The sequence below is a fragment of the Streptomyces sp. NPDC054956 genome (assembly GCF_053609185.1).
Window position 1 is genome coordinate 1 of sequence record NZ_JBSGXB010000113.1, and the last position, 21,574, is coordinate 21,574.

The following is a 21,574-nucleotide window of genomic DNA, read 5'->3' on the forward strand; positions in this document are numbered from 1 at the left end:
ACCCGCAGTTCGGGGATGAGCTGGACGTGGGTGCGGCCCCAACCCATGGACCGGTTGGTGCCTACGGTCAGCGCGCATCCGTCCTGGCACGGCGGGGAAGCGTGGATGAACGAGTACGCCGCGATCTCCCCGGACTCGATCAGCGCTGCGAGCACCGCGAGCGCGTCACCCTGCCGGAAGGCGAACGGGTACCGGGCCGATCGGTCCATGATGTCGACGCCGGTCACATCGAATCCGGCCCGGTGGTAGCCCATGGCGGCGCCACCGGCACAGCAGAACAGGTCCAGTAAGGCCGGGCGCTGGTGTGCTCGCAGGATGGGGCTGGTTTGGGTCATGCTGGTGGTCTCCTGTTTCTGCGAAGGGACTGGGGAAGCCGGGGCGGTCGGGTCTTGTGGTGAGAGGCGACCGCCCCGGGCACAGCTACAGGTCGGTGAGTGCGGCGGTGGGGATCTCGTAGACGTCGATCACGTCCTTCACGCCGTGCCAGCGGCCCGGCGTGTGGTGGATGTAGACCACGTGGAGCGGGATGCCGTCGCGGCCGGTGAACGCGTAGACGTTCACCGCGTCCACGTTCTGCGGGCTCTTGCGGGCGCTGCGGATGTGGGACAGGACCGAGATCACCGTGAGGCGTTCGGGCCGGTAACGGGCCCCGTCGACCTGGGTGTGGAGCGTGGGGTGCTGGCTCGTGCTGAGGGTGGGGCTGGTGCTCATAGAGGGCTCCTTCAGCTGTGGAAGTGGTTGCGCTTGATGACGGCCCTGCGGATGTTGACGACCGTCCCGCCCTTGCCGGTCCCGTGGTTGGTGCCGAGGACCTGGGTGGCGATGAAGCCGCCGAAGATGACGGCGGCCAGGATGATGAGCTGCTGGATCAGCGCGGCGACGGCGGCGATGAAGGTGGTCAGGAGCATCAGTCCGCCGCAGGCCGCGGCGAAGCCGATGCCGCCGAGGGCAATGTTGACGGCGAGCGGGTTGATGGCCGGCCGCTCCGCGACGGGCTCGGGGGCCTTCGTGGGGGCGATGGCGTAGCCGGTGATGATTCGGCCGTCCGGAAGCTGGATCGTCTGGACGTCCGGCATGGGGTGCGGCTGCTGGACGACCAGCGGCGCTGGGGCCACGGGGACCGGCCGGTGAACCTCTGCGGTCTCCCAACGGGCGAGGTCGTGGTGGTTCACGGGGTGCCTCCTAAAGGTCGGGTATCGCGTTGATGAGCGAGTTGATGACTTCGGTGACAGCGGGGGCGGCTCCGGTGGAGGCGAGGTAGAAGCCGAACATCACGGCGACGAAGGCGGAGCCGACGCCGAGGGTCTTGGAGCGCAGGAGGAGCGCGAGTAGAAGCCCGAAGAGGGCGACGAGGGTGATGGTGACGGCCAAAGGAAGGCCTCCTTGTTCGGGGATGGAGGAGGGGCTAGTTGCGGCGGTTGGCGCGGGCGTCTTCGCGGGCCTGTGCCTGCTCGCGGATGCGGTCGATCTCGTTCTCGATGCGCTTGCTGGACTTGCCGCGCTGCTGGCGGCGGACGGCCTTGACGGAGAGGTAGAGCACCTTGGCGAGTTCGCTGGGGCTGTGGGGGTCCTGGTCGGTGAGCGCGTACTTTTCGCGGGCCATGACGGTTACTCCCTTTGCGGGTTGGGGTTCAGCGGGTGCCGGCGCGGTGGATGCGGGCGGCGCGGTTGTGGAGGCGGCGGCCGACGCGGACGCGTATGCCGTGGCCCTGGCAGCGGCGGCAGACCTTGCCGCGCTTGGGTCGTCCCTTGCGGTCGAACCTGAGGATCTGGCCGACGCCGTCGCACTTGCGGCAGGTGCCGAACGGGGACAGCCAGCACTTGACGCCGTAACCAAGGGTGACGACGAGCAGGCAGGCGCTAGCGAGCAGGGCAAGGCTCATGAGGGCCCTCCGGGGCGAGTTTTCGGGGTTTTCGCAGGTGGGCCGCTAGACGCTAGCGACCTGATCAGATGCCATTTGGGTTGCTAGCGAGGTTGCTAGGTCTAGCGACATGGGTTGCTAGACCTAGCGGCCCTCCGGGCTAGTTCGCGACCCGCTCCCTGTCACGCTTGGTGATGGCGTCGATGATGTGCTGACGCTCGATGCCGCGCCGGTTGGCGCCCTTGCCGGTCTCGGTCTTGCCCCACACCTGGTCGGTCTTGATGCCGAACGGCTTGAGGACGGTGCCGAGCTGGTCGGCCTTCGCGCGGCCCTCCAGCTCCGCCCACGGGCCGTAGATACCAGGGTCGAGTTCGGCGAGGCGGTCGACGATGACCTCGGACCACACCTTGTCCTCAGAGCGACTGAGGACGGTGGCGATGTCGTCCAGGATTGCGTCCGCGCTGCGGGCCGCGGGGACCTCGCCGATCGCGTCGCCGGTGAGAGTGCCTTCCTCCTCCCGCAGTGCGCGGGCGCGGGTGAGGATGCTGTCGGCGTCGCGGCCGTCGGCGAGGTAGGTGCGCACGATGCCGGAGTCGTCGCTCATGCCCTTGAGGAGGCCTACGCCCTTGTGGGACTTCAGGAGGCGGGAGGCGTCCAGGCCTTCGCTGTAGGAACCGGCGCCGAGGACGACGTCGGAGACCTGCCAGGAGCCGACCCGCAGGGAGAACCGGGCCTGGTGCTGGTCACGCAGGACCGAGGGGCATGCCTGGTCGTCGGGCTTCTGGGTGGAGTTCATGACCGACACCCCGACGGCCGGCGCGACCCGGGCGAGGTAGACCAGCAGGTCAAGGATGGTCCTGCCGTGGACGGGGTGCTGCAGGTACTCCTGCACCTCGTCCAGGACCACGAGGGTAAGGGGCATGTTGAGCTTCTTGTCCCGGGAGAGTTCCGGGGTGAGCTTGCCCTCCGGGCAGATGTGCAGGGGCAGTTCCGAGAGCCGGTGGTAGCGGTCCTCGACGTCCGCCTTGAGCTCCATCAGGGCGTTGATGAGGTGCTCTACGGGGTCGAAGCCGTTGCGGGGCACGATGCCGAACCCGATCCGGTGGGCAACCTTGGAGAAGCTGCGCCAGTCCGGGGAGGCCTTCCCGTCGAACAAGATGATCCGCACGTACGGATCCAGCGCAGCGGCAAGGACGATGGAGCGGGCGGAGAACGTCTTGCCCTGCCTCGGTACGGCGCCGACCAGCAGGGACAGCCAGAGCATCGTGGCCATGACCGGGTTACCGCGCTCGTCCACGCCCCAGGGGAACGGCTTCCAGAAGTCCACCCGAGTGGCACCCAGCAGTGGGGTACGGCCGGCGGGGACGGCGAGCGGGTCGCGGTCAGCGATCCACATCGAAACCCGGCGGGCGCTGGTCTCGTCGCGGTCCAAGAAGAGCTGGGTGGGCGAGATGTCGATGCCCGAGGCGAGCGGCACGTGCTTCTTCAGCGCGTCCTCGAACGTCTTGCCGTAGGGCAGGTCCACCACGACCCGCCAGCCGTCGCCGTCCCGGCCGATCGGGCGGGGGAAGGCGATGCCCTGGTCCTTGACAGTCAGGCCGGCCGCAGCGAAGGCGCGGGTGATGATGTCGGAGGAAAGGCGGCGCTTGCGGAAGGTGACCTTTGCCCGGTCGATGAGCGGCTTGTCCGCCGGGGCTCCGACCAAGCCGAGCGTGGTGGTCAGCGCGGCAATGGACAGCGTGAGCATCCAGGACGGGGCCATGACGTAGACGGTCAGGGCGGCGGCCAGGCCGACGAACCCGGCGACCGCCGCAACGATGCCGCGAAGGCGTACCCGGTCGTTGCGCTGCCTGGACAGGCTCAGGTACTCGCCTGCGTCCTCGGCGCGGACGGCCGCGAGCCGGAGGTTCTTGCCCTCGGCGTCGAAGACCCAGCGGCCGGCCGCAGCCGACCAGCGCCAGGCCCCGCGCGGGGCGTAGGCCACGATCTTCGGCGTGTAGACCAGCGGAAGGCGGAGCGCGTGGTAGCCGACCAGCGTGGAGTAGTGGCGTACGGCCCAGCGGCGTACTGCCGCGCGCTGGTCGGGGAGCTTCACCCAGTCCGGCAGGACCGGCTGACGGGTCTTGTCGTGGGCCTGCATCCACTCTGCCACCGACGGCGGGTAGACCGTCCGGGGCGGGTCGACCGGAGCACCGTCGGCGACGTCTGTGGACTCGTCGTCGGTGTCGGGGAGTTCGGCCTGCCACTCACCGGGCCGGACCTCCCCCACGCCGGGGGCGTCAGGTCCGGGGGTCTTCTTGGGGAAGGGCATCACCTTGGCCGTGTGCTCTTCCGGGCCTTCGGCGTGCGGGAACGGGTTGATCTCGGTCACGACGGTTCGACTCCTTCGGGGTAAGCGCAGGGGATGCACATGCCGAGCTGGGCGGGGATGACGTATCCGGCATCGCGCCGGCATTCGGGGCAGGTGCGGCGGGCGGTGTTGGCCTTGGCCAGCGCGGCCGTCTTGGCCGGAGTCATCGGACGTACGGGCTTGGCCCGGTCGACGCGGTACAGGAATGCGGTCAGCGGGCCGCGCCTGAACCGCGGGCGCAGGACCTGACCGGCGATGTCCTGGCCGCCGGGACGAAGCCCGAGGGTGCGGAGCTGGCGGCGGGTGGCGAGTCCGTCCGGGGCCAGGCGCCACGGGAAGGTGGGGATGCCGTGTACGGCTCCGGTCGGGTCGAAGCATCGGGCGAGCGTCAGGCTCATCCGGCCACCGCCCCGACCACGGCCGCCGCGGTGCGTTCGGCCTTGAGTGCGTCGCGCAGGGTGCGGCCGTTGGCCGACGAAGTACGGACCGCCTTACGGATCGCCTCCGCCGTCAGCTCGACGTCCGGCCACCCGGCGGTAACCGACCGAGCCTCACTGAGGAGTTGATCCGGGGTCCTGGTCGGTCGGGGCGTACGGGCCGACTCCGGCACCCGACCAGTCGCACGACGCGGAGCGTGCTGCACAGCAGCGACGGCCATGGCCGGGGCCGACTGCGACAGCCCGACCGGCACGAGGTCAGCCGACTCAATGGCGGGCAGTTCGGCCACCGCAGCCGGGGCTGCGGCGGTCGACTCGTGCAGGTCAGACCCCAACCGATTTACGGTGGCCTGATCTGATTCATCCTGATCTGCGATCCGGGCCGGTCGGTGATGCAAGACCTTCGCAACGAGGTCTGATCCGAAGAAGATGGACCCGACCGGGAGCGAGGTCGCCAGCAGCACGAGGACCCAGTTAGCAGGGTCCCAGTCGGCCAACTGCACCCGACCACCGCCGTGCAACTCGGGAACCAGTCCGTGCACGTAGTTGAGAACCAGCGAGGCGACCGTGTACCCAGCCAGCACCCGCAGCGCGAACGTCTTGTCCTTGCCGGTGAGAACGAGGGTGGCGACCAAGGCCAGGGCCATCAGGCCGTCGACCACGAACGGGTAGAGCAGGGCGGCCGTGCCATCCGCGCCGACCGTCCGCGCCACGTCCCGCTGAGCGTTCCAGGAAACCCGGAAGGCCATCGCGACCACACCGACGAGAGCGGCGACCAGCAAGCCTTTGGCGGTGCGGTTCATGCCGCACCGCCAATCGCGCGGCGGTGCCGGACCCAGCCGAGATGCTGGACGCACCAGCCAGCCCCGGCGGCTGCCAGCAGCCAGGCTTCGTGCAGCGCGACGGCGCCCGGTACAGCCACCAGCACCGCCAGCGAACCAGCCCAGATCAGGTACTGATCCAGGGACCGCCGAAGGCTCGCGCTCATGCCGCGGCCCCCTTACGGGAGCGGGTCCGACGGCGGGCCGCCGGCCGGATGAGCGGGACGACGTTGAACAGCTCCGGGGCGTTGGCCTCGATCACCCGGGCGGCGACCCGGCTCACGTCGTCCGGCAGGTCCGGGTTGTCGGCGAGGATGTCGCGGGCCGCGTCCAGACGGGCCGCGCGCTCCTCGGCACTCTCACCCTCCACACCGAGCCACAGCTCCAGCGGAGTGCCCAGGGCCAGCTCGATGAACTCGTTGACGCTGACGGCCTCCTGGCCGCCGATGTACGTACGCATGGTCCTTGCTCCTGAAGTCGAAGGGACAGGCCCGGGGCGGTCGTGGTCTTGTGGTGAGAGGCGACCGCCCCAGAAGCGGAAGGGATTCAGACGGTGGCAATCAGCAGCGCGGCGACCAGCAGCCACAGGTGATGGAAGGCCTGGTCCAGCGCGTAGGCGCCGGTCCCCAGGTGGGCGGCCGGGCTGCCGGTCGCGGTGACCGGGGCGGCGGGGTGGGCGGCGGTGCCCAGGCTGTAGAAGCCCTCCAGGCCACAGGCCTTGGCCAGACGGGCCAGGGTCGAGCGGCGGTCCGCCCACCAGTGCGTCACCGCGTCCACGCCGAGACCGGCCGCCAGGCCGGCGGCCGTCAGGGGCAGGTCGAGCAGCAGCGCGACCGGCAGCAGGACGACCAGCTTCGTCACGGTGAGGGTGAAGACGTGCCGGGCGTCGGCAAGGCGGCCGGTCCAACCGGGCTTGCCCTTGTCGACGGACTGGCGGGAGGTCTGAACCCAGTGGTCACCCACGCTGTGAGCGACGTACAGGGCGGCGAAAACAGCAGCGAACGTTGCAGCGGGCACGAAGACTCCAGACCAGAGATGTCGAAGGGGACCGAGCAGATACGGGCCGGGCGTTCGGGCGAGTCAGTCGTCCTCGCCGAACTCCTCGGGGTTCAGGTGGCGGTCCAGGTCGTAGTGCAGGCTGTCGGCCGCCTTGGTGATCCACTCACCGAGGAACGCGATCCGCCGGTACTGGGCCAGCCGCAGCTCCTCGGTCAGCACCGGGGCGGCCAGCTCGTCCGCGATACCGGACAGGTCCAGAAGGATCCGGCCCAGTGCGTCAGCGGACACGGTGCTCGGGTCGGGGAGGTCCTCCCCGTCACGGATGCTCATGGGTACTCCCACGTCAGAAGGGATGGAGCAGAATCCGGCTCCCCTCAACCCCGCCCGTACGACGCGAAGAGCGCCGGACGGACGGAGGAGGCAACCGGCCGCAACACGAAAGCCGCGGACGTCGAACGCGCGGACCTTGGCCGCGCAGGCCGCCTTTTAACCGGAGGCGGCTACCTCACCCTGTTCAGTTCTCAAGCAACGGACGCTTCCTTCGAGCCCGTTTCACGGGGCCCTCCGGGCGCTTCGTGAGGAACATATATTACGTGTTCCTCATCATGCAGAGAAGGATTCGCTCCGTCAAGCCCTTCGACTTTTTGGGGTTCTGCGAGTCCCTCGCTCGTTCTGCTTACAGATTGGCTTCAGCGGCGAAGACGATCGACCCCGCACATGTACGACTTGTGGACGACTTCGCTACGGTGAAGTCGCACCAAGTCGTCCCAGGGGGGGGGAGCACACGGCATGGCCAACGAACGACTCCGCGGCGCGATCATCGAGAGCGGCCTAACGCTCGATCAAGTTGGAGCGCGATTGGGGGTGTCGGCGAAGACTGTCGAGCGCTGGATCGGGGATCCGAAGCGCAAGCCCTACCGCCGTTTCCAGTACGCCACCGCCTCACTCCTCCAGTGCGAGGTGTCCTACCTGTGGCCAGAGGAACGGACATCTGCCGAGGTCACAGAGGCAGGTAACGCCGAGCTGATCAAGCTGTACCCGCATCGCTCCGTCGTACCGAACCGGTTGTGGCCCCAGCTCTACGCAAAGGCGAAGTCGCACTTCGATGTACTCGTCTACTCGGGCTTCTGGCTCACCGAAGACCCCGCGTTCCACCAGGTGGTGAAGGAGAAGTCAGCGGCCGGCGTCTCTGTCCGCTTCATGCTCGGCGACCCTGAAAGCCCGGCCGTCGCGGTGCGTGGCGCCGACGAGGGGATCGGCCCCGCCATGGCCAGCAAGGTTCGGAACGCGCTCGTCAACTACGGCCCACTCTTTGGGCTCCCTGGGGTCGAGTTCAGGCTCCATGCCACCACCCTCTACAACTCGATCTACCGGGCTGATGACGAGATGCTGGCCAACGGACACCTGTACGGGGTCGGTGCGTACATGGCCCCGGTCCTGCACATTCAGCGGGTGCCAGGGGGCGAACTGTTCGATGCGTACGCTGAGAGCATCGAACGGGTCTGGGAAACGGCCAGGCCCATCGCATCACCCGCCGACTGCGGAGGTCCGCACGCATGAGCCGAATCGACTACTTCCGCGACCCCAACGCGCCGGCGGCCAACTCCGTGGTGCCCTCGGTGACAGCGGTCGTCCGTGACGACGCCGGACGGCTGCTCGTCATCCACAAGACCGACAACGACCTGTGGGCGCTCCCCGGGGGCGGCCACGACATCGGCGAGAGCATCGGCGACACGGTCGTGCGGGAGGTGGAGGAGGAAACGGGGATCACAGTCGAGATCGACGGCATCGTGGGGCTCTACACCGACCCTCAGCACGTGCTTGCGTACGACGACGGCGAGGTCCGGCAGCAGTTCTCGATCTGCTTCCGCGCCCACCCGACCGGCGGTTCACTGCGGACCAGCAGCGAATCGAAAGAGGTCCGCTGGATGGACCCGGCGGACCTCGACGACCTGGACATTCACCCGTCCATGCGGCTGCGCATTCAGCACGGCCTGGACGAGTCGCGGCAGGCGCCTTACATCGGCTGATCCCCGGCAGCCGCCTTGGCCATGCGGGTCTCAACCCGTTCTGCGGCGGCATGGATTTCTGGTGCCGCCCGCTGGATGAAGCGGCCGACGATCGTGTCTGGCCCGTACCGCTCCACGATCTCTGCCAGCCGTCGCGCCGGCGTGGTGTGCAGTCCGTCCGGCGTCGTCGTCATGTCGCAGAACAGCAGCGCGTCCACGAGGTCCGGACGCTCCAGCTCGAATTCGCTCTCCAGCTCCTGCCGAAGCCCTCGCTCCTCGGCCTCCAGGAGCGCGCAGGAGTGATGCGCCACGAGGCGAACAACCCGGTCGTCCACGCCCTCCTGGTCCCGGAGGAACCGGGCCCCGTCCAGCGGGTGGAACCCGGTCGTGGCCAGACTCGGCGAGTAACCGATGTCGTGGAGCACCGCGGCTGCTTCCAGCAGCTCCGCGTCGGCGTTGAGGATCGGCCCCAGGGAGCGGGCGCGCTCGGCTACCCCGAGCGAGTGCACCCAGCGGCGCGGCAGCGGATCGGACAGCAGCGATTCGGAGAGCGAGTACGCCCACGTGGTCAGTCCCATGACGGCCAAGGCTACGGCCGACCTGTGCGGGCGGGGAGGGCGCGAACCGTGCGCCCCTTGCCGTGGACAGTGTTGAGCAAGCCTGTTCCCTCCATCTGGGCAATGGCGCGGCGCACGGCCGTACGCGAGACCTCGAAGCGCTCACAGAGCTTGGCCTCGGAAGGGTAGGCGTCACCGACCGCAAGCGAATCCGCTGTGATCACGTCCGTCATCCGCTCCACGAGGGATCGGCGGTCGCCACCCCGCGACACACTCCAACCCTTGCCGGGCGCGGACTGAACCACACCCTCAGCCTCGAGCACCTTCAGCGCGCGACGGATCGTGTTGCGGGCGACTCCATGCGTACTGACGAGCTCAGCCTCCGACGGCAGCGCGTCAACGATCTCGCCCCCTTCGATCCCCTTACGCAATGCCTCCGAAATAGCCAGGTAGGTTCCGCGTGGACTTGCCTCCGACACGTGGGCTCCTCTCGCTCTCTCCGTTGCTCGCTGCCAAGGGTGCCACGGGGCCCGGCACCTGACCGGGGGGTGTTCCGGCCCCGCTTCTCGTTGTCCTGGTCTTTGTCCAGTACGCCGTCGTGCACCACCGTTCACCGGCGGCCAGGTCCCCCGGCTCACACGGCCCGCGTACTCCCCTGAACGCCCCTGAACGGCCAAGCGGACAGTTGGAAAGCGTGTTGGGGGCAACCCCTCACGAGTTCGAATCTCGTATCCTCCGCCATTGCTCTCACCGGGCAATAAGTCGAAGAGCCCCGCTGCTTGCAGCGGGGCTCTTCGCGTTCCGCGGCTAGGGGCCGCTCCGGGCGTCCATCAGCGGGGCGCGGGACGGGTCGATGTTCTGGTTGTGCCGGAACACGTTGTCCGGGTCGTAGATCCGTTTGATCCGCACCAGCTCCCGGTACTTCGCCTCGCCGTAGGACGCGAGGACGCGGTCCCGGCCCTCGTTCCCGAGGAAGTTCACGTACACCCCGACCTGGTGGGGCTCGACCGCGTGGAAGAAGTCGCGCACCCACGCCGTCTCCCGGTCGGTCACCGGCTCCTCGGCCGGCCAGGCCCCGTCGATGATGACGGCGTGGCCCGCCGTGCGGTGGGGGTAGGCGGTGGCGTCCTCGGGCACCCCGGCGATCGCGCCGCCGAGGTGGAAGACCAGCGTGTACGAGCGCGGGGAGCCGACCCGGGCCGTGTGCTCGACCAGTACGTCGATCAGGTCGTCGTCGAGCGTCGCCACCTCGCAGGACTTCCAGTAGTAGTGCCAGCCGTGCGGCGCCACCGCGTCCAGCTGCGCCTGGTGCTCCGGGTAGGGCCGCACCGCGGTCAGGTCGGCCAGCGGATGCCCGTACGCCCGCAGCGGGGCGAGTACGGCGGCTCCCGCTTCCGGCGGGCCGCACCAGCAGGAGTTGATCACGCACACCAGCCGGCCGTGGATCTCCTCCGGCAGGGCCGGCAGCGCGGGAGCCTTGCGCAGGCCGACGATCGTGGTCAGCTCGTCGGGAACGTCCGCGATCCAGTCCCGGTAGTGGCGCAGCAGGCCGGGTGCGTCCTCCAGGGCCCACAGCACCGGACCGCCGAGCACCCCGCTGACGGGGTGGAGCCGGTAGCGGAAGGCGGTCACCGCGCCGAAGTTGCCACCGCCGCCGCGCAGCGCCCACAGCAGTTCCGGCCGGTCCCGGGTGGTGATCAGCTCTCCGTCCGCGGTCACCAGCTCGGCGTGGAGCAGGTTGTCCACGGCCAGTCCGTGGGCCCGCATCAGCCAGCCGAGCCCGCCTCCGAGGGTCAGGCCGGCGATGCCGGTGTGGGTGACGATCCCGCCCGTGGTCGCCAGGCCGAACCGGTGCGTGGCCCGGTCCAGCTCGCCCCACAGGACCCCGCCCGCCGCCGTCGCCGTCCGGGTGCGCGGGTCTGCCTCCACGGTGCGCATCCCGCTCAGGTCGGCGACCAGCCCGCCGTCGCACACGGCGTTGCCGCCGACGCCGTGCCCGCCGCCGCGCACCGACAGCGACAGCCCGCGGCCGCGCGCGTACCGGACCACCGCCTGGACGTCGGCCGCGGCGCCGCAGCGGGCGATCGCCGCGGGCCGCCGGTCGATCGCGCCGTTCCACAGCGCCCGCGCCTCGTCGTACTCCGTGTCGTGGGGCGTGATGAGCCGCCCCGCGAAACCTGGGATCTCCCACATGACCATCGGCCTCCGCCCGGCCCCCCTCGCCTGCGCTCGCCCCCGCACCTCCACCGTCGCCGCTCCGGCGTGCCCGCGGGAAGTCCAGGATCTGGACCGGGGCGCGGCGCCGGGCGCACACTGGGATGCGTGCACGGCTATGGGCAGTACTGCCCGATCGCCCGTGCGTCCGAGGTGTTCGCCGAGCGCTGGACACCGGTGATCGTGCGGAACCTCGCGCTGGGCTGCGAGACGTTCAGCGACATCCTGCGCGGGGCGCCGGGCCTGTCCCGCACCCTGCTCGCCGCCCGGCTGCGCGAGCTCCAGCGGCACGGGCTGGTCAGCCGCGACCAGGGACCGGGGCACTCCGTCCACTACCGCCTGACCGAGGCCGGCGGGGGCCTGTGGGAGGTGTGCCTGGCGCTCGGCGCGTGGGGTGCCCGGTGGCTGGAACTGGCGCCCGAGCACCTCGATCCGTACCCGGTGCTGTGGTCGATGTGCCGCAATGCCGACCGCGCCGCGCTCCCGGGCCGGCGCGCCGTGGTCCGCCTGGACTTCCCCGCGCTCGGGCCCCCGAACCGGTTCTGGCTGCTGTACGAGCGCGGTGGCGCCGAGGTGTGCGTGCACAGCCCGGGCGGGGACGAGGACCTGGTCGTCGTCGCCGATCCGGCCGCGTTCGTCCGGTGGCACATGGGCTGGACGACCTGGGGTCAGGAGGTACGGGCCGGGCTCATCTCGGTGACCGGTCCCCGCGAGCTGGCCAGTGCCTTCCTCTCCCTGCACCCGCCCAGCCGGTTCGCCCCCGTACGGCCCGAGCCCCGCGTGCTCGCGTCCGCCACGCCGGTCCCCGGCCGGCCGGCGCCCTAGGAACCCGAGCGGTCAGGCGGTGGGGATGGACAGGGCCGCGCGGAGTTCGTCGGTCACCAGGCGGGCCGCCACGTCCTCGGGGCCGCCGGTCAGCCGGTTGCAGGTGAGGGCGAAGGCCAGGCCGTGCTCGGGGTCGGCGAAGGCGATGCTGCCGCCGGAGCCGTTCATGCCGAACGCGGTGCGCCGGCCGCCCGCCTCCGGCAGGCCGAGGAAGTAGCCCAGGCCCTTGGCCACCGGGTTGCCGAACATCCGGTCCTCGGCGTCGGTGGCCACCGCCGAGATCCGGGCCGTCCCCTCCGGCGGGAGCAGCCGTACGCCGTCGACCTCGCCGATCAGGGCGGCGTACATCCGCGCGGCCGCCCGCGCCGTCATGGTGCCGTTCGACGGGACGTCGGCGCGCAGGAAGCCGGGGCGGTTGGCGAGCTCGGCGGTGGGCCACACGTCCCGGTTCGGCACGGCGCGGAAGAAGGGCCAGGTGTCCGGGAGGGTGGCCAGCATCGCCGCCCAGTTGCCCTCCACCAGCGTCACCAGCCGGGGCGCGGCCTCCTCGGGGACGCCGAAGAAGAGGGAGCCGGCGATGCCCAGCGGCCCGGCGACGTCCTCGCGCAGGACCTGGGAGAGCGTCCTGCCGGTGGCCCGGCGCACGGTCTCCCCGAGGATCCAGCCGAAGGTCCAGGCGTGGTAGCCGGTGGCCGTGCCCGGCTCCCACAGGGGCTCCTGGCCCGCGATGACGGCGCACATGGCGTCCCAGTCGCAGAGGTCGCCGGCCGTGATGTCCACGGGCAGCTGGGGCACTCCGGCGGAGTGGGTGAGGGCGTGCCGCACGGTGGCGCGCTCCTTGCCGCGGGCGGCGAACTCCGGCCAGTAGTGCGCGATCGGGGTGTCGTAGCCGATCAGTCCGCGCTCGGCGAGGACGTTGACCACGGTCGCGGTGACGCCCTTGCCGGTGGAGAAGGAGTGGAACAGGGTGTCCCCGTCCACGGGGCGGCCCGAGCGGGGGTCGGCGGTGCCGCTCCACGCGTCGACGACCTGCCGGCCGTCCAGGTAGGCGGCGACCTGCATCCCGGTCTCCCGGCCGGACTCCACGAGCTGGTCGATGGTCTTCTGCACACGTGCCTGCACATCGGTCATGACGGTTTCCCCTCGTCAGCTATCCTGAACACCGCTCAACCCGAACAGTGTTCAAGCTAACTTGAGCAGTGTTCGGGTGTCAACGTCTTCTGCTGCGATGGGGGCCCTTGTGCCGGTACGACGACCCGACGTGATCGACGCGGCCATGACCCTGCTCGACGAAGCGGGCCTGGACGAGCTGTCCACCCGCAAGCTCGCCGAGCGGCTCGGGGTGAAGGTCGGCGCGCTCTACTGGCACGTCAAGAACAAGGACGAGCTGCTGCGCGAACTGGCCGACCGGATCGTCGGCGAGGCCCTGACCGGGCCGGTACCCGAGGGCCGCGACGAGGATGGCGACGAGGGCGGCGAGGGCGGCGCCGGGGGTGCGGACACCGCGGAGCGGCTGACGGCCGCGGCCGTCGCCCTGCGCCGGGCGATGCTCGCCCACCGCGACGGCGCCCGCCTCGTCGCCGGGTACGCCGTACCCGGACGGCACGCCCTCGCCCTCGCCGACCGGCTCATCGGCATCGCGCGCGACGCGGGGGTCCCGCTGCCGCTCGCCGCCCACGCCTGCGACGCGCTCCTCAGCTACACCACCGGATTCGTCCTGCAGGAGCAGCAGCAGCCGGCCGCCGAGGACGGTCCCGGCGCGGCCCCCGACGTCTCGGGCCTCCCCCACCTGGCCCAACTGCTGGCCGACGGCGTTCCGGACCGGGAGACGTCCTTCGGCTCCGGCCTGGGCCTGATCACCGCCGGGCTGGCCTCGCGGGGCGGAGCCGGCTCCTGAGCCGCGCCTCACTGATCCCGCCGGGCCGGACGCCGGCCGGACATGCGGGGTGACATACCGCCACATACCGTTCTCTGAAGTGGCCGTAGCCGGCCGGCGGGAAGCGGGTGGGTGCGGGTGGCGTGGACGAACTGGCTCAGGACGGAGATCTTCCGGCCCTACCCCGAGCTGCTGATCTTCCTGACCATCGCCGTGGGCTTCCTGCTCGGCCGCCTCCGCTACAAGTCGATCGCCCTCGGCGCCGTCACCGGCTGCCTCGTCGCCGGGCTGGTCATCGGCTCCCAGGCGAAGGTGGAGATCGACGGGCCGATCAAGTCCGTCTTCTTCCTCATGTTCCTGTTCGCCCTCGGCTACGACGTCGGCCCGCAGTTCTTCCGCGCCCTGCGCAAGGACGGCCTCCCCCAGGTCGTCCTCGCCGTCATCGTCTGCGTCACCGGCCTCGCCACCGCCTGGGCCTTCGCCTCCCTCGCCGGATACGGGCCCGGCCTCTCCGCCGGTCTGCTCGGCGGCGGGCTCACCCAGTCCGCCGTCATCGGCGTCGGCGCCGACGCCATCTCGCACCTGCCAGGCGTCGATCCCGGCGAGGCCCGGGACCAGGCGCACCTGATCGCCGTCGCCTACGCGGTCACGTACCCCCTCGGTACGGTCCTGCCCGCGCTGCTCCTCGCCGGCGTGCTGCCCCGCCTCCTGCGCAGGGACCTCGCGGCCGAGAGCGCCGTACTCGCCGCCGACCTGGAGGCCTCCGAGAACGACCCGGACGCCGGGGAGGGCTACTACAAGCACGTGCTGCGCGCCTACGAGGTCGACGTGGCGGCCTTCGCCGGGCGCACCATCGGCGACTTCGAGGCCGAGCAGAAGGCCGCGGGCCGGCGCGTCTACATCACCCGGCTGCGCCGGGCCGGGGAGATCCTGGAGCACACCCCGGACACCCGGATCGAGCTCGGCGACGTACTGGCCGTCAGCGCGGTCCGCGGGGACCTCGTCGCGTACGACGCGCGCACGCACATCGGGATGGAGACGGACGACTTCGAACTCCTCGCCTACCGCACGGAATCCCTGCACGTGGTCATCACCGACCGGAACGGCAACGGGCCGGGCGGGCCGGGTGGCGGCGGGCAGGGGCGGAGCGGGCGCACCATCCGCACCCTGCGCCACGAGGAGTTCATGCCGGGCGTCTTCGTCGAGGAGCACTGGCGGGCCGGCTCCGATCTGCGGGTCCGGCTCGACAACACCGTGGAGCGCGGGGACACCCTCGTGCTCACCGGGCCCCGCAAGCGCGTGGAGGCGGCCGCGGAGCGGCTGGGCAAACCGGTGCCGACCAGCTTCGCGACGGACATGGTGTGGATCGCGCTCGGGCTGTTCCTCGGCGGCTGCCTGGGCATCCCCGCCCTGCACGCGGCGGGCGCCCCGCTGTCCCTGTCGACCTCCACCGGCGCGCTGCTGATGGGCCTGGTCTTCGGCTGGATCCGCAGCAAGTACCCGACGTACGGGAACCTGCCGTCGGCGGCGCAGTGGCTGATGGGCACGCTCGGGCTGTGCGTGTTCGTCACGGTCGTCGGCCTCAACGCCGGCCCGAGCTTCGTCCCCGGCCTGCGCGAGGCGGGCTGGCCGCTGCTGGTCTGGGGCGCGGCCGTCACGACCGTGCCCCTGCTCGCCGGATTCGCGTACGGGCACTTCGTGCAGCGGCTGCCCCTGCCGATCCTGCTCGGCGCCCTCGCCGGGGCCCAGACCACGACGGCCGCCCTCGGCGCGCTCACGGAGCGCGCCCGCAGCCAGATCCCGGCCCTGGGCACGACGGTCCCGTACGCCCTGGGCAACATCCTGCTGACGATGTGGGGTTCGGTGATCGTCCTCCTGCGCCGCTGAGGGCTGCCCGCCTGATCCGAAGGACCCGGCCTAGCCGTGGGGGATCAGGGCCGCGGGGCTGCGGGCGTAGTGGGCCACCGCGTGGTCCGTGGGACCCATGCCGTGCAGGGGGCGGTGACGGCGGCGGCCGACGACCAGGAGGTCGGTCGCCGCAGACTCGTCGACCAGGACGTGCTGGGCGTCGCCCGGGCGGACGACGCACTCGGTCGCCACCGCGGGGTGGTTCGCGGAGGCCGCGGCCACCGTCGCTTCGAGGGCCTCCTGCGAAGAGCCCGTGGCCTGCGTGGACCCGGTGGGCACCGCGTGCACCGCGCGCAGGGGCAGCCCGTGCGCCGCGGCCCACGCGAACCCGAAGTCCAGTACGGCTCCGTGGTCGCCCGCGGGGTCCACCCCGACGACGACCCCGCGCCCGCGCGGCGTGCGCTCGGCCGGCTCGCGGACCAGGACGACGGGGACCTCGGCGCGCCCCGCCACGTGCAGGGCGGTGGAGCCGAGCAGCGGGACCACGTGGTGGTTGCGGCCGCTCGCGCCGAGGACGATCAGCCCGGCGTTCGCCCGGGCGGCCGCGCGCGGGATCTCGTTGCCGGGTCCGCCCTCGGCGGTGGCCGTCTCGACGGCGAGCCCCCGGTAGGTGGAGCGGAGTTCCTCGGCGAGCGCCGACAGGACGGACACGACCGCGAGCTCGCTCTCGCCGAGCACGGGCTGGAACTCGGGGGAGATCGGCTGGATCCTCGGCCAGGCCTGGCCGACGTGCAGCAGCCGGAGCTCGGCCCCCGCCGACCAGGCCTCACGGGCCGCCCAGCGGGCGGCCGCCAGGCTTCGGAAGGACCCGTCGAACCCGACGAGGAAGGGGAGGACAGGCGGGACGGACATCGGCGGCACCCTTCTTCACACATGCCGCGGCCATTTCCTGGTCGCTCCTACGACGCTACGCCCCTCGCTTCTTTTATCCGCTTTTGACGTCTTCGCGAACTTCACCGAGGGGCTTCCGCCGCCGCCCCGGGGAGGCGGCGGCACTAGGCTGCGCACGTGCCGTCGTACTCCATCGGGCAGGCCGCCGGCCTGCTGCGCGTAAGTCCCGAGACCGTCCGCCGCTGGGCCGACGGGGGGCGGCTGCCCGCGCGCCGTGCCGCCGACGGGGTGCGGACCGTGGACGGGGTCGACCTGGCCGCCTTCGCCAAGGAGCGGGCCGCTGGGCTGCATCCGGTGCCCGAGGCTCCCGCCGCCACCTCCGTGCGCAACTCCTTCGCCGGGATCGTCACCGCCGTCCGCCTGGACGAGGTCGCGGCGCAGGTCGAGATCCAGTCGGGCCCGCACCGCGTCGTCTCCGTGGTGACCCGGGAGTCCGTCGAGGAGCTCGGGATCGCGGTGGGGGTCACGGTGACGGCCCGGGTGAAGTCCACGGACGTCCACATCGACCTGTCGTTCTGAGCGGGCGCCACCGGACCCGCCCAGCGACCGGGTCGGCCTGGCCGCAGCGCAGCGCCGCGTACAGGTCCAGTTTGTGGTCCAGGCGCGACAGGTCGCGGCCGGTCAGCGCCTCCACCCGCTCGATCCGGTAGTGGACGGTGTTCACGTGCAGGTGCAGGGCCTCCGCCGTGCGCGTCCACGAGCAGTTGTTGGCGAGGAACACCTCCAGCGTCTGCGCAGCATCCCGTCCCCGAGCGCCCCCAGCGTCCGCGAACCGAACACCCCGCCCACCTCCGGCGGCACCCCCGCCAGCAGCTCCGCCAGGGTGTCCAGCTGTTCGACCCCGCGGACCGGAACCTCCCCGTCGGCCGCCGGGTCCGCGCAGGCCCGGAGCAGCGGACACAGCTCGCGCAGCCTTCCGGTCGGGACCGGTGGGACCGGTATCCCGCGGGCTCAGGCGGTCGCGAGGCTGATCTCGGTGGCCTTGACCAGAGCCTTCACCGCGGAGCCCTCGGCGAGGCCGAGGTCCTTGACGGCGTCGGCGGTGATGGCGGCCGTGATCTCCTGCCCGCCGTCCAGGCGGACCTTGACCGTCGCCATGGCCTCACCGGTGGTGACGGCGGTGACGGTGCCGGCGATCTGATTGCGGATGCTCATGGTCATGACTGGTTCGACCTCTTACGTAGACGCTTCGTACGGACCGGGGGCTCGAAAAGAAATTTCCGGGTTCCTGTCACACCTGCCGGGCGGCGCGGGTCAATGCGGTGAAAGCAAAAAACACCGACCTCACCGACTGCCGAGGAGCCCCTCATGAACATCGCCGCCACCATCGTCGCCATCGTCGCCGCCGCCATGACCGGCTTCTCGGGCTACTCGCTCCTGACCCGCGCCTCGTGGGTCGTCGAGGCCATGGAGGAGTACAAGGTCCCCAAGGCCATGTGGACCCCGCTCGGCGCGTTGAAGGCCGCCGGAGCCCTGGGCCTGCTGGTCGGCCTCTTCGTCCCGTTCATCGGCATCGCGGCCGGCATCGGCCTGGTGCTCTACTACACCGGCGCCGTGATCACCGTGATCCGTGCCCGCTCGTACAAGCACATCCCCTTCCCGGTGATCTACATGGCTCCGGTCGTCGCGGCCTTCGCCCTCGGCTTCGGCTTCGCGGCCTAGTGCGCGCCCCCGTCCACACCCCCGATCGGGCAGGGCCTCCGGAAGACGCCGGAGCCCTGCCCGTCGGGCGTGTCCGGACCCGCTACGTGAACTTCGGCATCTCGCCGACCGTCTTCGACATGTCGATCACCGCGAACGCCGCGCCCTGGGGGTCCGTCACCGCCGCGAAGCGGCCGAACGGGCTGTCCATCGGGCCGAAGTGGAGCTTGCCGCCATGGGCCTGGGTCTTCGCGACCGCCTCGTCGCAGTCCGGGACGCCGAAGTAGACCTGGACGTACGACGGGATCTCCGGCGGGAACTCGTCCCCCATCTTCATCCGGCCCAGCACCGGGTTCTCCGGGCCGCCCACGCTGAAGACCTTGAAGTCCATCCCGGCCATCTCCGGGTCGTCACCGGCCTCCATCTGCTGGGCCCCGTACGGGAAGACCTTCGGCAGGAACCCGTCCGCCTTGTCTGGCTCCCGCGTGAAGACCTCCGCCCACGCGTACGCCCCGCTCTCGCCGATCTTCTCGAAGCCCTTGTGCTCGCCCGGCTGCCAGACGCCGAAGACCGCGCCGCTCGGCTCCTTGGCGATCGCCATCGTGCCGAAGGCGCCGACCTGCATCGGCTCCATCAGCACCTCGCCACCGGCCGACTTGATCTTCTCGGCGGTGGCCGCCGCGTCGGGCGAGGCGAAGTACAGACACCATTGCGAAGCCCCCTCCGCGCCCGGCATCGGGGGCACGACGGCGGCCACGGCCTTGCCGTCCGAGTAGGCCTGCGTGTAGTTGCCGTACTCGCTGCTGGCCTCACCGAACGTCCAGCCCAGCACATCGGCGTAGAAGGACTTGGCGCCCTCCACGTCGGAGAACATCGCGTCCACCCAGCAGGGTGCGCCTTCCGGGAACTCAGCCATGATCGATCGACTCCTGTGTCGCCGTATCTGTCGTTTCTCACGCTAGGCGCGGGGTCTGACAACCGCGCGGGGAGCGCCACCGCGCGGGACCCTGGAGGCATGGACAAGGAAGACAGGAACGCCGAGGGCGCCGCCGTCGCCATCCGGCTCGCCCAGCAGCCCGACGCCGACGAGCTGCTCGGCCGCAGCCCGCTCGCCGCGCTCGTCGGGATGCTGCTGGACCAGCAGGTGCCGATGGAGTGGGCGTTCTCGGGCCCGTACACGATCGCCACCCGGCTGGGCTCGGACGACCTCGACGCGCACGCGATCGCCGCCTACGACCCGGAGGCCTTCGCCGCGCTGCTCTCCGAGAAGCCGGCCGTGCACCGCTACCCGGGATCCATGGCGAAGCGGGTGCAGCAGCTGTGCGCGTACCTCGTCGAGCACTACGGAGGGGACGCGGCGACGGTGTGGGCCGACGTGGCGACGGGCGCCGAACTGCTCGGGCGGCTCAAGGCACTGCCCGGGTTCGGGGAGCAGAAGGCGCAGATCTTCCTGGCGCTGCTGGGCAAGCGGTTCGGGGTGCGGCCGAAGGGCTGGCGGGAGGCGGCCGGAGGCTACGGGCCGGCCAACGTGTACCGGTCGGCGGCCGACATCACCGGTCCCGAGTCACTGGCCAAGGTGCGGGCGCACAAGCAGGAGGCGAAGGCGGCCGCGAAGGCGGCCAAGGGGACGGCGTGACACCGCCCCTCGGGGCGCCAACAGGGCTCCAGGCAAACGGAATTACACGTTCGGGCGAGCGTCCCGGGCATTGTCGGACCCGCGGCCTAAGATCGTGATCATGACTGAGAACCTGACGCGCGCGACCACGGCCGAGACCATCTCCGACGGCCCCGGCAGCCTCATCACGCTGCTCACCGACACCCCCGAGCTCACCTGCAACACGGCGATCTTCGAGGTCGGGGCGGCCGGCGCGCCGGTTCACTTCCACACCAAGGCGACCGAGTTCTTCCACGTCACGGAAGGCCGGCTCGACGTCCTCGTGGGCGACGAGATACACACCCTGGCCAAGGGCGACTTCCTCGCGGTGCCGCCCGGTGTGAAGCACGCCTTCGCCCCGGCGGCGGACAGCACCGCCGAGGTCTTCGTCGGCTTCACCCCGGGCATGGCCCGCTTCGACTACTACCGGCTGCTCGGCCGGGTCCGGGCCGGCGAGGCCACGGTGCAGGACATCATCGACAGCCAGCCCGTGTACGACAACCACTACGCGGAGAGCGAGGCCTGGGCCGGCCGCCTGAAGCGCAGCGCCGAAGCGTAGATCTCGTCGGCGTCGAGCCTGCGCAGCTCCTCCGCGATGAGCTCGGCGCTGCTGCGGATCTTCAGGGCCACCTTGCGGTCGGGGCTGCCCGGCAGCAGCAGGGTGGCCAGCACCCCGTCCGGGCGGTCGACCCGTATCTCGCCGCCCGTGGTCTCCAGCCGGACGCTGGTGATGACCGGGCCCTCGGTGGCCACCCGCGCCACGGGCACGCCGAGCCGGTCCTCCAGCCAGCGGGCCAGCAGCTCGGCGCTCGCGTTGCCGGGCTCGCTCTCCACGGCCGCGCCCGTCACCGGGAGCGGCTTCTGGTCCAGGGCGGCGGCGAGCAGGGACCGCCAGGGCGTGAGGCGGGTCCAGGCCAGGTCGGTGTCACCGGGCGCGTAGGCCCCGGCGCGCACGTCGAGCGCCCCGACCGGGTCGGCGGCCGCCTCGGCGTCCGTGATGCGCCGCTGTGCGAGGGCCCCCAGCGGGTCCCGCGCCGGTGCGTCCGGGGCGTCGGCCGGCCACCAGGCCACCACCGGGGCGTCCGGCACCAGCAGCGGGAGCACCACGGAGCCCGCGTGCTCGGTGAGCGACCCGTGCAGGCGCAGCAGGACGATCTCCCCGGACCCGGCGTCGGAGCCCACGCGCAGCTCGGCGTCGAGCCGGTTCTGCCGCAGCCGGTGCGAGCCGCGCGCGGTCCGCTTGATCACCGCGATGATCCGGCAGGGGTGCTCGCGCGAGGCCTCGGAGGCGGCCCGGACGGCGTCGTACGCGTTCTCCTCGTCGGTGGCGACGAGGAGGTTGAGCACGAGCCCCATGGTCGGGCTCCCGATGGCCCGTCGCGCGTCGAGCAGGGCCAGGTTGACCTTGCTTGAGGTCGTATCGGTGAGTTCGGTCCGCATGCTCCGAGTCTCGCAGCCCGTGGGCGTCCGCCGGTACGGATTGGCCCGTCCCCTGCCCGCCCTTCCACCGTTCCCCGGGCGGAGCCCGGA

The 21,574-nt window shown here is 71.2% G+C and carries 29 protein-coding genes and 2 pseudogenes; 9 read left to right on the forward strand and 22 right to left on the reverse strand.

Annotated features, from left to right (window positions below; translation table 11 throughout):
* The 13 genes and pseudogenes from ACWGDE_RS19185 to ACWGDE_RS19245 form a co-directional block, all read right to left on the reverse strand.
* Nucleotides 1–335: pseudogene (locus tag ACWGDE_RS19185) on the reverse strand (DNA methylase); the annotation flags it as partial.
* An 85-nt stretch (nt 336–420) separates the two neighbouring features.
* Nucleotides 421–711, reverse strand: coding sequence for a hypothetical protein (locus tag ACWGDE_RS19190; protein WP_453390175.1), 291 nt, complete (start codon nt 709–711; stop codon nt 421–423).
* Between the two features lie 11 nt (nt 712–722).
* Nucleotides 723–1,172: a hypothetical protein gene (locus ACWGDE_RS19195; RefSeq protein WP_453390176.1), complete on the reverse strand. Its 450-nt coding sequence runs from the start codon at nt 1,170–1,172 to the stop codon at nt 723–725.
* 10 nt (nt 1,173–1,182) lie between these two features.
* Nucleotides 1,183–1,371 (reverse strand): hypothetical protein, encoded by a 189-nt coding sequence (locus ACWGDE_RS19200; protein ID WP_271244202.1) that lies wholly within the window; start codon nt 1,369–1,371, stop codon nt 1,183–1,185.
* A 34-nt stretch (nt 1,372–1,405) separates the two neighbouring features.
* Nucleotides 1,406–1,603: a hypothetical protein gene (locus ACWGDE_RS19205; protein WP_453390177.1), complete on the reverse strand. Its 198-nt coding sequence runs from the start codon at nt 1,601–1,603 to the stop codon at nt 1,406–1,408.
* 28 nt (nt 1,604–1,631) lie between these two features.
* A complete protein-coding gene (locus tag ACWGDE_RS19210) occupies nt 1,632–1,883 on the reverse strand; it encodes a hypothetical protein (RefSeq protein WP_453390178.1) in 252 nt (83 codons plus the stop codon).
* A 139-nt stretch (nt 1,884–2,022) separates the two neighbouring features.
* Entirely contained in the window at nt 2,023–4,233 is a 2,211-nt protein-coding gene (locus tag ACWGDE_RS19215; protein WP_453390179.1) for a cell division protein FtsK, read from the reverse strand.
* Entirely contained in the window at nt 4,230–4,610 is a 381-nt protein-coding gene (locus ACWGDE_RS19220) for an RRQRL motif-containing zinc-binding protein (protein ID WP_453390180.1), read from the reverse strand. The genes ACWGDE_RS19215 and ACWGDE_RS19220 overlap by 4 nt, the downstream gene beginning before the upstream one ends.
* Nucleotides 4,607–5,452 (reverse strand): DUF2637 domain-containing protein, encoded by an 846-nt coding sequence (locus ACWGDE_RS19225; RefSeq protein WP_453390181.1) that lies wholly within the window; start codon nt 5,450–5,452, stop codon nt 4,607–4,609. The genes ACWGDE_RS19220 and ACWGDE_RS19225 overlap by 4 nt, the downstream gene beginning before the upstream one ends.
* Nucleotides 5,449–5,637, reverse strand: coding sequence for a hypothetical protein (locus ACWGDE_RS19230; protein ID WP_453390182.1), 189 nt, complete (start codon nt 5,635–5,637; stop codon nt 5,449–5,451). The genes ACWGDE_RS19225 and ACWGDE_RS19230 overlap by 4 nt, the downstream gene beginning before the upstream one ends.
* Nucleotides 5,634–5,930, reverse strand: a complete 297-nt coding sequence (locus ACWGDE_RS19235) for a hypothetical protein (protein ID WP_453390183.1) — start codon at nt 5,928–5,930, stop codon at nt 5,634–5,636. Before ACWGDE_RS19235 ends, ACWGDE_RS19230 begins: the two co-directional genes overlap by 4 nt.
* 86 nt (nt 5,931–6,016) lie before the next feature.
* A complete protein-coding gene (locus ACWGDE_RS19240; RefSeq protein ID WP_453390184.1) occupies nt 6,017–6,487 on the reverse strand; it encodes a transcriptional regulator in 471 nt (156 codons plus the stop codon).
* Between the two features lie 63 nt (nt 6,488–6,550).
* Nucleotides 6,551–6,799, reverse strand: a complete 249-nt coding sequence (locus tag ACWGDE_RS19245) for a hypothetical protein (RefSeq protein WP_453390185.1) — start codon at nt 6,797–6,799, stop codon at nt 6,551–6,553.
* Between the two features lie 459 nt (nt 6,800–7,258).
* Between ACWGDE_RS19245 and ACWGDE_RS19250 the strand changes: the two genes are divergently transcribed.
* Nucleotides 7,259–8,029 (forward strand): helix-turn-helix domain-containing protein, encoded by a 771-nt coding sequence (locus ACWGDE_RS19250; RefSeq protein ID WP_453390186.1) that lies wholly within the window; start codon nt 7,259–7,261, stop codon nt 8,027–8,029.
* On the forward strand, nt 8,026–8,499 hold the full coding sequence (locus tag ACWGDE_RS19255; protein WP_453390187.1) for an NUDIX hydrolase: 474 nt from the start codon (nt 8,026–8,028) through the stop codon (nt 8,497–8,499). Before ACWGDE_RS19250 ends, ACWGDE_RS19255 begins: the two co-directional genes overlap by 4 nt.
* Here the strand turns inward: ACWGDE_RS19255 and ACWGDE_RS19260 are convergent.
* From ACWGDE_RS19260 to ACWGDE_RS19270, 3 genes are all read right to left on the reverse strand, one after another.
* Nucleotides 8,487–9,056, reverse strand: a complete 570-nt coding sequence (locus ACWGDE_RS19260) for an HD domain-containing protein (RefSeq protein ID WP_453390188.1) — start codon at nt 9,054–9,056, stop codon at nt 8,487–8,489. The two genes, ACWGDE_RS19255 and ACWGDE_RS19260, sit on opposite strands and share 13 nt — an antisense overlap.
* Before the next feature lie 11 nt (nt 9,057–9,067).
* On the reverse strand, nt 9,068–9,514 hold the full coding sequence (locus tag ACWGDE_RS19265; protein ID WP_453390189.1) for a GntR family transcriptional regulator: 447 nt from the start codon (nt 9,512–9,514) through the stop codon (nt 9,068–9,070).
* A gap of 328 nt (nt 9,515–9,842) precedes the next feature.
* Nucleotides 9,843–11,228, reverse strand: coding sequence for an FAD-binding oxidoreductase (locus ACWGDE_RS19270; RefSeq protein ID WP_453390190.1), 1,386 nt, complete (start codon nt 11,226–11,228; stop codon nt 9,843–9,845).
* A 129-nt stretch (nt 11,229–11,357) separates the two neighbouring features.
* Here ACWGDE_RS19270 and ACWGDE_RS19275 point away from each other — a divergent pair, with 129 nt between their 5' ends.
* Entirely contained in the window at nt 11,358–12,074 is a 717-nt protein-coding gene (locus tag ACWGDE_RS19275; RefSeq protein WP_453390191.1) for a winged helix-turn-helix transcriptional regulator, read from the forward strand.
* Nucleotides 12,075–12,086: 12 nt separating this feature from the next.
* Here ACWGDE_RS19275 and ACWGDE_RS19280 read toward each other — a convergent pair whose 3' ends face one another.
* Nucleotides 12,087–13,205, reverse strand: coding sequence for a serine hydrolase domain-containing protein (locus ACWGDE_RS19280; protein ID WP_453390192.1), 1,119 nt, complete (start codon nt 13,203–13,205; stop codon nt 12,087–12,089).
* A gap of 97 nt (nt 13,206–13,302) precedes the next feature.
* Here ACWGDE_RS19280 and ACWGDE_RS19285 point away from each other — a divergent pair, with 97 nt between their 5' ends.
* Together ACWGDE_RS19285 and ACWGDE_RS19290 are read left to right on the forward strand one after the other, a co-directional pair.
* Complete coding sequence (locus ACWGDE_RS19285; protein ID WP_453390193.1) at nt 13,303–13,971, forward strand: TetR/AcrR family transcriptional regulator C-terminal domain-containing protein; 669 nt, start codon at nt 13,303–13,305, stop codon at nt 13,969–13,971.
* A 117-nt stretch (nt 13,972–14,088) separates the two neighbouring features.
* A complete protein-coding gene (locus ACWGDE_RS19290; protein WP_453390194.1) occupies nt 14,089–15,837 on the forward strand; it encodes an aspartate:alanine exchanger family transporter in 1,749 nt (582 codons plus the stop codon).
* 30 nt (nt 15,838–15,867) lie between these two features.
* Here ACWGDE_RS19290 and ACWGDE_RS19295 read toward each other — a convergent pair whose 3' ends face one another.
* Entirely contained in the window at nt 15,868–16,710 is an 843-nt protein-coding gene (locus ACWGDE_RS19295; protein ID WP_453390195.1) for a universal stress protein, read from the reverse strand.
* Nucleotides 16,711–16,866: 156 nt separating this feature from the next.
* On the opposite strand from ACWGDE_RS19295, the gene ACWGDE_RS19300 reads away from it, so the two are divergent.
* Nucleotides 16,867–17,268 carry a TOBE domain-containing protein gene (locus ACWGDE_RS19300; RefSeq protein ID WP_453390196.1) on the forward strand — a complete coding sequence of 134 codons (402 nt, stop codon included), beginning with the start codon at nt 16,867–16,869 and terminating at the stop codon, nt 17,266–17,268.
* Here the strand turns inward: ACWGDE_RS19300 and ACWGDE_RS19305 are convergent.
* Nucleotides 17,213–17,650 carry a PucR family transcriptional regulator gene (locus tag ACWGDE_RS19305; protein WP_453390197.1) on the reverse strand — a complete coding sequence of 146 codons (438 nt, stop codon included), beginning with the start codon at nt 17,648–17,650 and terminating at the stop codon, nt 17,213–17,215. The genes ACWGDE_RS19300 and ACWGDE_RS19305 overlap by 56 nt on opposite strands.
* Before the next feature lie 56 nt (nt 17,651–17,706).
* A pseudogene (locus ACWGDE_RS19310) lies at nt 17,707–17,910 on the reverse strand (TOBE domain-containing protein); the annotation flags it as partial.
* 147 nt (nt 17,911–18,057) lie between these two features.
* Here ACWGDE_RS19310 and ACWGDE_RS19315 point away from each other — a divergent pair.
* Entirely contained in the window at nt 18,058–18,411 is a 354-nt protein-coding gene (locus ACWGDE_RS19315; protein WP_453390198.1) for a DoxX family protein, read from the forward strand.
* 82 nt (nt 18,412–18,493) lie between these two features.
* Here ACWGDE_RS19315 and ACWGDE_RS19320 read toward each other — a convergent pair whose 3' ends face one another.
* Entirely contained in the window at nt 18,494–19,306 is an 813-nt protein-coding gene (locus ACWGDE_RS19320) for a VOC family protein (protein WP_453390199.1), read from the reverse strand.
* 99 nt (nt 19,307–19,405) lie between these two features.
* Here ACWGDE_RS19320 and ACWGDE_RS19325 point away from each other — a divergent pair, with 99 nt between their 5' ends.
* A complete protein-coding gene (locus ACWGDE_RS19325; RefSeq protein ID WP_453390200.1) occupies nt 19,406–20,026 on the forward strand; it encodes an HhH-GPD-type base excision DNA repair protein in 621 nt (206 codons plus the stop codon).
* A 100-nt stretch (nt 20,027–20,126) separates the two neighbouring features.
* Entirely contained in the window at nt 20,127–20,603 is a 477-nt protein-coding gene (locus ACWGDE_RS19330; RefSeq protein WP_453390201.1) for a cupin domain-containing protein, read from the forward strand.
* On the opposite strand, the gene opcA is transcribed toward ACWGDE_RS19330, so the two are convergent.
* The gene (gene opcA, locus ACWGDE_RS19335) at nt 20,549–21,484 is read right to left on the reverse strand and encodes a glucose-6-phosphate dehydrogenase assembly protein OpcA (protein ID WP_453390202.1); all 936 of its coding nucleotides are present in this window, start codon (nt 21,482–21,484) and stop codon (nt 20,549–20,551) included. The genes ACWGDE_RS19330 and opcA overlap by 55 nt on opposite strands.
* Nucleotides 21,485–21,574: the final 90 nt, after the last annotated feature.

What these genes read in the sequence shown, in the direction of transcription:
- ACWGDE_RS19260 (WP_453390188.1), bottom strand. Translation starts at nt 9,056, where the DNA reads ATGGGACTGACCACGTGGGCGTACTCGCTCTCCGAATCGCTGCTGTCC.
- ACWGDE_RS19250 (WP_453390186.1), top strand. Translation starts at nt 7,259, where the DNA reads ATGGCCAACGAACGACTCCGCGGCGCGATCATCGAGAGCGGCCTAACG.
- ACWGDE_RS19270 (WP_453390190.1), bottom strand. Translation starts at nt 11,228, where the DNA reads ATGTGGGAGATCCCAGGTTTCGCGGGGCGGCTCATCACGCCCCACGAC.
- ACWGDE_RS19280 (WP_453390192.1), bottom strand. Translation starts at nt 13,205, where the DNA reads ATGACCGATGTGCAGGCACGTGTGCAGAAGACCATCGACCAGCTCGTG.
- opcA (WP_453390202.1), bottom strand. Translation starts at nt 21,484, where the DNA reads ATGCGGACCGAACTCACCGATACGACCTCAAGCAAGGTCAACCTGGCC.
- ACWGDE_RS19205 (WP_453390177.1), bottom strand. Translation starts at nt 1,603, where the DNA reads ATGGCCCGCGAAAAGTACGCGCTCACCGACCAGGACCCCCACAGCCCC.
- ACWGDE_RS19255 (WP_453390187.1), top strand. Translation starts at nt 8,026, where the DNA reads ATGAGCCGAATCGACTACTTCCGCGACCCCAACGCGCCGGCGGCCAAC.
- ACWGDE_RS19315 (WP_453390198.1), top strand. Translation starts at nt 18,058, where the DNA reads ATGAACATCGCCGCCACCATCGTCGCCATCGTCGCCGCCGCCATGACC.
- ACWGDE_RS19225 (WP_453390181.1), bottom strand. Translation starts at nt 5,452, where the DNA reads ATGAACCGCACCGCCAAAGGCTTGCTGGTCGCCGCTCTCGTCGGTGTG.
- ACWGDE_RS19245 (WP_453390185.1), bottom strand. Translation starts at nt 6,799, where the DNA reads ATGAGCATCCGTGACGGGGAGGACCTCCCCGACCCGAGCACCGTGTCC.
- ACWGDE_RS19320 (WP_453390199.1), bottom strand. Translation starts at nt 19,306, where the DNA reads ATGGCTGAGTTCCCGGAAGGCGCACCCTGCTGGGTGGACGCGATGTTC.
- ACWGDE_RS19235 (WP_453390183.1), bottom strand. Translation starts at nt 5,930, where the DNA reads ATGCGTACGTACATCGGCGGCCAGGAGGCCGTCAGCGTCAACGAGTTC.
- ACWGDE_RS19230 (WP_453390182.1), bottom strand. Translation starts at nt 5,637, where the DNA reads ATGAGCGCGAGCCTTCGGCGGTCCCTGGATCAGTACCTGATCTGGGCT.
- ACWGDE_RS19325 (WP_453390200.1), top strand. Translation starts at nt 19,406, where the DNA reads ATGGACAAGGAAGACAGGAACGCCGAGGGCGCCGCCGTCGCCATCCGG.
- ACWGDE_RS19220 (WP_453390180.1), bottom strand. Translation starts at nt 4,610, where the DNA reads ATGAGCCTGACGCTCGCCCGATGCTTCGACCCGACCGGAGCCGTACAC.
- ACWGDE_RS19330 (WP_453390201.1), top strand. Translation starts at nt 20,127, where the DNA reads ATGACTGAGAACCTGACGCGCGCGACCACGGCCGAGACCATCTCCGAC.
- ACWGDE_RS19190 (WP_453390175.1), bottom strand. Translation starts at nt 711, where the DNA reads ATGAGCACCAGCCCCACCCTCAGCACGAGCCAGCACCCCACGCTCCAC.
- ACWGDE_RS19295 (WP_453390195.1), bottom strand. Translation starts at nt 16,710, where the DNA reads ATGTCCGTCCCGCCTGTCCTCCCCTTCCTCGTCGGGTTCGACGGGTCC.
- ACWGDE_RS19210 (WP_453390178.1), bottom strand. Translation starts at nt 1,883, where the DNA reads ATGAGCCTTGCCCTGCTCGCTAGCGCCTGCCTGCTCGTCGTCACCCTT.
- ACWGDE_RS19285 (WP_453390193.1), top strand. Translation starts at nt 13,303, where the DNA reads ATGGGGGCCCTTGTGCCGGTACGACGACCCGACGTGATCGACGCGGCC.